Annotated in this window: 7 protein-coding genes; 3 read left to right on the plus strand and 4 right to left on the minus strand. The window is 33.6% G+C overall.

Going from position 1 to position 6,759, the window contains the following annotated elements; all coding sequences use genetic code 11:
- Positions 1–69: 69 nt before the first annotated feature.
- The 4 genes from VW161_RS06185 to VW161_RS06200 form a co-directional block, all read right to left on the minus strand.
- Complete coding sequence (locus VW161_RS06185) at positions 70–807, minus strand: 6-hydroxymethylpterin diphosphokinase MptE-like protein (RefSeq protein ID WP_304093466.1); 738 nt, start codon at positions 805–807, stop codon at positions 70–72.
- Positions 808–896: 89 nt separating this feature from the next.
- Positions 897–1,685, minus strand: coding sequence for a 5'/3'-nucleotidase SurE (surE, locus tag VW161_RS06190; protein WP_304085784.1), 789 nt, complete (start codon positions 1,683–1,685; stop codon positions 897–899).
- Between the two features lie 135 nt (positions 1,686–1,820).
- Entirely contained in the window at positions 1,821–3,086 is a 1,266-nt protein-coding gene (locus VW161_RS06195; RefSeq protein WP_304105681.1) for an aldo/keto reductase, read from the minus strand.
- Between the two features lie 86 nt (positions 3,087–3,172).
- Positions 3,173–4,141: a metallophosphoesterase gene (locus VW161_RS06200; protein WP_325192790.1), complete on the minus strand. Its 969-nt coding sequence runs from the start codon at positions 4,139–4,141 to the stop codon at positions 3,173–3,175.
- Between the two features lie 381 nt (positions 4,142–4,522).
- On the opposite strand from VW161_RS06200, the gene VW161_RS06205 reads away from it, so the two are divergent.
- The 3 genes from VW161_RS06205 to VW161_RS06215 form a co-directional block, all read left to right on the plus strand.
- Positions 4,523–5,665: a pyridoxal-phosphate-dependent aminotransferase family protein gene (locus VW161_RS06205; RefSeq protein ID WP_298535490.1), complete on the plus strand. Its 1,143-nt coding sequence runs from the start codon at positions 4,523–4,525 to the stop codon at positions 5,663–5,665.
- A 296-nt stretch (positions 5,666–5,961) separates the two neighbouring features.
- Positions 5,962–6,447 carry a GerW family sporulation protein gene (locus VW161_RS06210; protein WP_304102873.1) on the plus strand — a complete coding sequence of 162 codons (486 nt, stop codon included), beginning with the start codon at positions 5,962–5,964 and terminating at the stop codon, positions 6,445–6,447.
- Between the two features lie 98 nt (positions 6,448–6,545).
- On the plus strand, positions 6,546–6,759 hold a 214-nt coding region (locus VW161_RS06215; protein WP_304105836.1), incomplete at its 3' end, for a hypothetical protein.

A 6,759-nucleotide genomic window follows, 5' to 3' on the forward strand; every position in this document is an offset into this window, starting at 1 on the left:
AGAATAATTAGAAAACAAGGAAAGTGAAATAGCTAAAATAATTAAAAAAATAAAAATTAAGAAAAATGATTATTTGTCAATGTCAACCAAATTAATCACTTTTACATCAGTATTTTCCTTTATCCAAGCAAGCAATCTTTCTGCAAAGATTAGCTTTTTGGTTTTAATCTCATCTGCAGGACCTGTTGCCCCTTCAATGTTAGGCCTTGAATATTTGGTTACATTTGTTCCAAAATCCATTCCTGCAAGAACCATTTCCTCACATCCTAATGCAAGAGTGAAGAACATTGCCCTATCACCATCAGTAAATCCACCAAAGTTGTATAAATGACCTACAGGTTTGGATTGGGTGGTTCCGAGAATCTTATCAAAGCTAGTGGTCCACTTCACAATGAGCTCTTCATTGTCTCCATGAGCATGAACGACAAAATAAGACCCTAATGAATTTGCAGCCAACAAATCATCCATTTTGCCGTCTAAGTCAGTAGCAACAATGTCTGGAACAAGATCATCTTCAAGCATTGCAGTAGTGGCACCATCTGCAGAAACAATAAGATAATCATTCAAGTCATAATTTTCCTTTACATATTTAATATGCTTCTTTATGGAAGGGCCCGCACCAACAACAATGAATTTTGAAGTGTCTTTTTTCTCCATAATCTCATCAGAGAATTCCTCAATTGTCAAGCAACCTTTCTCATCAAGAATCTTATCCAACAATGCTGCAGTGTTCTCATCCCCTTCTCTTGAAAATCCAAGAGTATCAAGAATTTCCTTATACCATCCTCCCCATTCATTAAAATCCATGTTTACACCTTATAATTAATACTTCAATAATTAATGATTATGATTATAATTTAAGAATCTTATACTTTAAAAATATGACAATTTAAAAATCAAAATTCCCAATCTTCCAATCCAGTTATTTTGCCTCCAAAATTAACACTTAAAGGAGTCAAACTAGGTCTTCTTTCAACCAATAAGCAGTATCCGTCGGTTCCCTCTTCATATTCTTCAATCAATTGAGGAACATTCATGACTGCATCATTCCCCTCATCATCGACTCTCTCAAGAATATTAAAATCAAGCATCCTATCTGCAAGAGTTGTTATCTTAATCTTATCAGACAATGGCTTGGAAGGAATATTCAAGTTAAAGAGGTCAACTCCTTCAGGAAGACCTTCATCCAAAACCTTTTTAACCACTTTAACAAGAATCTCTTGGGCAAAGCTATAATCTGTATCAACATACCAATTTCCCTCTTCATCCTGCTTAAAGCAATCATCATCCAAGAACAATGAACATGCAATTGCAGGCACTCCAAGTCCAACTGCTTCAAGTGCTGCACAAACTGTACCTGATGTAGTGATTTGGAATCTGCTTATGTTGATTCCAGGATTGATTCCAGTTACAACAAGATCTGGCTTTTCATCACAAACATAATTAATACCTACATTGACAGAATCCGCGGGAGTTCCAGACAATCCATAAGCCATGTTTCCATCAGCCAATTCATACTCTTTTAAATACATATGCTTCATGATATTGACTTTGCGACCTACAGCACTGTTATTCTCTTGAGGAGCTACGACAGTAACATTTGCAAACTCTTCAAGTGCCTGTTTATTGGCTAAAATACCTGGGCCAAGAACACCATCATCATTGGATATTAAAATGTTTTTCATAAAAAGACCTCATAAAATTTTTCTTAAATTATATTTTATTCTTAATAATACTTATAAATTCTTAAATGATTGCATGAAAAATAGAAATTAAATAGAAATTAAATAAAAATTAATTGAAAAAAGAAAATAAAATATCTAAAAATGCTTAAAGAAGTCAAAAACTTTAGATATCTTATTAATTGAAGGCATTGCAACATTCTTTACAAACTTGATTTGATAATTGAATCCCAATAATTCAAATTCTGATTTTACCCTATCCAATTCATTCGGAATGTCAAGAGACTGTGGACATAAGCTTTTGCATCTTCCACAATGATTGCAAAGCCCTGCACTTGCTTGCTTATTGGTTATTCCACCAACAACCACATAATAATTCACCATAGCATGTGGAAGTACACCAAATGCCTTTTTATCGAATAAATACTTTTCATTATAGACATTGAAGCAATCTGGAATATTAACCCCTCTAGGACAAGGAAGACAATAGCCACAACCTGTGCAATTGATCTTCATCATTGAATTGAAAATGCCTTGTGCCTTATCCAATACATCTATCTCCTCATCAGACAATGAACCAATTTCTACCCTTTCAGCAATTGACATGTTCTCTTTCATCTGATCAAGAGAACCCATTCCAGACAATACGCAAGTGATTTCCTTTTGATTGAAAACCCAACTTAAAGCCCAATCAACAGAGGATTTGCTGGAATCCACCTCATTAAACAAAGCACTTACTTCTTGAGGCAATTCCCCAGCAAGAAGCCCTCCTTTTAAAGGTTCCATGACAAATACTGCAATATCATTTTCATAGGCATATTGAATTCCACGAATTCCTGCCTGTGCATTGACATCCAAATAATTATACTGAACAAGTACCATATCCCAAGGGAAATCATCAATTAGAGTTTGGAATTCATGTGGAGAACCATGATAAGAAAAACCGATATTCCTGATTTTGCCATCAGTTTTTGCTTTTTCCAAAAATTCATAAAGTCCTAAATCCTTGAGCCTTAAAATGGTTGACAAGTCAACGCTATGAACATAATAATAATCAATGACATCAGCCTGGAGCTTTCTTAACTGTTCATTTAAAAATGCATCCATATCCTCCCTTGACCTTACCATCCAGGAAGGCAATTTAGTGGACAGTTTAACCTTATCCCTATATTTAACTCCATCTGAACCAGACAAGCTTAAGATGTCTCCTAAAAATGATTCGCTTTCCCCACCATGATATGCATAGGCAGTATCGATGTAATTCACTCCATTTTCAATTGCAAACAATATAAAATCCTGAGCGCTTTCACGGTCAATTGAATTGTTTTTTGTAGGGAGTCTCATTGCTCCAATTCCAAGAGGAAACAATTCATCCCCATTCCTTTTAACTACTCTCTTATTCATTTAAACCCCTAATATACTAATAATCTGATGATATAATAAATCCCTGAAAATTATATAATAATAAATCCATGATAATAATCTGATAATTATTCTATGATAATAATCCTATGATAATAAATAAAATTTGAATTAATTTTTTTCCTTAATTTCAATATTACAAGCTCACTGTCAGTTCCCCACCTAAATGGATAATCCATGGAACCAACACCAGTTGTAACATGCAAATAACTATCCTTTCCACCAATGCTTTTCTTAAAAAGACCCATATTATACATAATTATGTTTCCTATCCAAACGACTGGATAAAACTGTCCTCCATGAGTATGACCAGACAATTGAATGTCAAAGCCCAAACTTGAAAACATTTCCCAATTTTGAGGCACATGGAAATTGATTATATTTACCTTATCTTCCTTGATGAATGATTTCAAATCCTCTAAACGTACAGTTTCTATCTCGCCAAAACTATAGGTGAGGCCAAAGATATTCAAGTCCTTGAATTCCATTCCTTCATTATCTAAAATGATGATTCCTGCTTTCCTGCAGGCATTATAAACATTTTCGATGCCTAGGTAAAAGTCATGGTTTCCTGCTGTAAAAACAATTGGAATATTCACATCTTTAAGTGGCAGGGAATCATCCTCTTCAACCACACATGAACCATCTGCCAAATCCCCAGATATGATAGCCAAATCACAAGAGGGAGGCAATTCATTTAGCTTATCCCTTAAGTCTAAAATGATTTTCTTATGCCTGATTGCTCCATAATGAACATCTGATAGGTGGACAATGTTAATGTTCTGATTGATCTTGTCAAGTTCTATTGTTTTCTCATGAACAATAATCATATGAGCATGCCAATAGCTATAGATTGTTATTATAGGAACCAATAGAAGAAGGGCAACTATAATATAAAAAGGAAGTTCCACAAAGGCTCCAATAATGTAAATGAATAGAATGTCAAAGAAGAAAAACAAGGACATCCAAATCCAAAATCCGGATATCACATCCAAGGCCCTTGTTATGAATCTTGATTTCTTCTCCTCGAAAAACATAGGCACTGTATTCAATAAAACAAAAAAGAGGTTAATAAAAGCAAATATGAATCATCTAATCCGCCGAACAATAAGAACAGGCACCATAAGGAAAAACTCAAATATTGCAATAAATGGAGTGGACATCAACACTCTTCTTGTTCTAAAACTCATAAGAAAACCTTTAATATTAATCTTTAAAAAGTCATTTATAAAATTATCATAATTAACCAAATAAAGAAATGAAAGTGCCGACAAAATATTTAAGAACTATTAAAAAGAAAGGTTATATATAGCTTGACATATTATTATAACTTTAAAATAATAATAGAAATCTAATGAAAAACAATTAAAATTATCCACTCAAGCTCATAATTCTTATTATATATTGGAGGAGAATAAATGAACGAAATATTATTAATGCTCCCTGGCCCAACAACTGCAGACCCAAGAGTATTGCAAGCAATGGGAAAAGCTGTTGTAAACCACAGAGGAGATGAATTCGGAGAAATCTATACTGAAACCACTCAGTTAATGTCTAAAACTTTCCAAACCAAAAATGATTCTTACATCCTTACTGGTTCAGGAACTTCTGCAATGGAAGCAGCTCTTTCCAACCTTGTTAACAGAGGAGACAAAGTATTGAATGTTATCGGAGGAAAATTCGGAGAAAGATTTGCAGAAATTGCAAACTACCACGGAATTGAATCAGTCCCTTTAAATGTTGAATGGGGAACTGCTGTAACCCCGGACCAAGTGGAAGAAGCTTTAGAAGCAGATGAAGACATCAAGGCAGTAACCATGGTCCACAACGAAACCTCCACTGGAGTGGCTGCACCTATTCAAGAAGTAGGGGAAGTCATGAAAAACCACGATGCATTATTCATTGTAGACACTGTATCATCCTTAGGTGGAGACTATGTTGATGTAGACAAGTTCCACATCGACGCTTGTGTAACCGGATCTCAAAAATGTCTCGCTGCACCACCTGGACTTGCAGCTATTACCTTCAATGACGATGCATGGGCAGCATGTGAAAAAGTTGAACCTAACAACTACTACTTAAACATGCCTAAATACAGAGCAAACGGTAACAAAACTCCTGCTCAAACTCCTTACACCCCATCAGTTTCATTGATTTACGGATTAAAAGCAGCACTTGAAGTCATTCATGAAGAAGGACTTGAAAACAGTGTAGCAAGACACCACCAAGCAGCAGCTGCATCAAGAGATGCTGTTAAAGCTTTAGGTCTCGAATTGTTCCCTGATGAAGCTGTATCCTCTGCAACCGTAACTGCAGTAAACATCCCTGAAGGTGTAACTGACGATGATATCAGAGGAACCATGTTAAACAAATATAAAGTTCAATTAGCTGGTGGACAAGACCATCTTAAAGGAAACATCATCAGAATTGGACACATGGGTGTAATCAATTACCAAGAATTAGCTATTACATTTACTGCATTAGGATTAACCTTAAAAGGATTAGGTTTAGTAGAAGATGCAGGTGCCGGTGTAGCAGCTCTTGCTGATCATTACATTTAAACCCATTTCTTCTTTTTTTCTTTTTTTATTTTTCTTGTATTACTACTAATTTTATTTTTACTTTTAAATTTTCAAATCAAGCATCTCTTTTTCAAAAAATTAACTCAAGCTTAGAAACATTTATATAGAATGTAATATAATTTTAACATATGGAATGTATTTTTAACATATCAATGTATCCAACATATAAATGTAAATAGTAAAAAAAGTATATTAAAAAAATATAATATATTATATGTTAATAGCAAACCATAATTAAAAATTATAGAATATTGATAAAAACAAGGAGTTAAATAATGATTGATGAAGCACCAATTAAATCAACTGTAGAAGAATTAAGAAAACTTATCCACATTAGCAATTATGTTGGAGAACCTATTGAAAGTGAAGATAAAATATTGATTCCAGTAACTAAAGCAGCAATAGGGTTCGGTATAGGAGAACAGAAAGCTGGACAACAAATAACCGCTACTGGTGCTGGTGTAAGTGTTGAACCTGTAACCATGGTCGTTGTATCAAAAGGAAACACTGGTGCAGAGGGAATCAGAACCATAAATTTATCAAAAGGAGATAATGCTAATAAAAGTTTAAACGAATTAGGATTGATTTTAACCGATATCCTAAAAGATGTCATCCCATCAAAAAATAAAGATGACAAATACATAAATGTCGACGATGTTACTGAAGTTGAAATCCAAGACGGAGAAATTAAGGAAAAAGCTGAAGACATAGTTGACGAAGTTGAAGATGGATTAGACATTGAAGTGGATAATGATGAATAAATAAATCATCAATCTATAAGATATATCTAATAAAAATAAATTAAAAATATTAAAATATTAAAATATTAAAACTAAAAACAATATGAAAAGGCGATGAAATGAACTGCAATCTTTTTTTAATTATCCTAATCGCCTTAATCCTCATATTTTTAATAATTCTATACAACGGAATAAGACTATTTTTAACCGTTGAAAAAGAGAAAGGCATAGTTAAATATGAATTTAAAGTAACTATGCTAAAAATAGCTATTTTTACAAGAAAAGGCACTAAAGAAATAATCGATAGCATCATGCCTAAGAAAGATGAAGATT

The organism is Methanobrevibacter ruminantium (assembly GCF_016294135.1).
GTDB classification, from domain to species: Archaea; Methanobacteriota; Methanobacteria; order Methanobacteriales; family Methanobacteriaceae; genus Methanobrevibacter; species Methanobrevibacter ruminantium_A.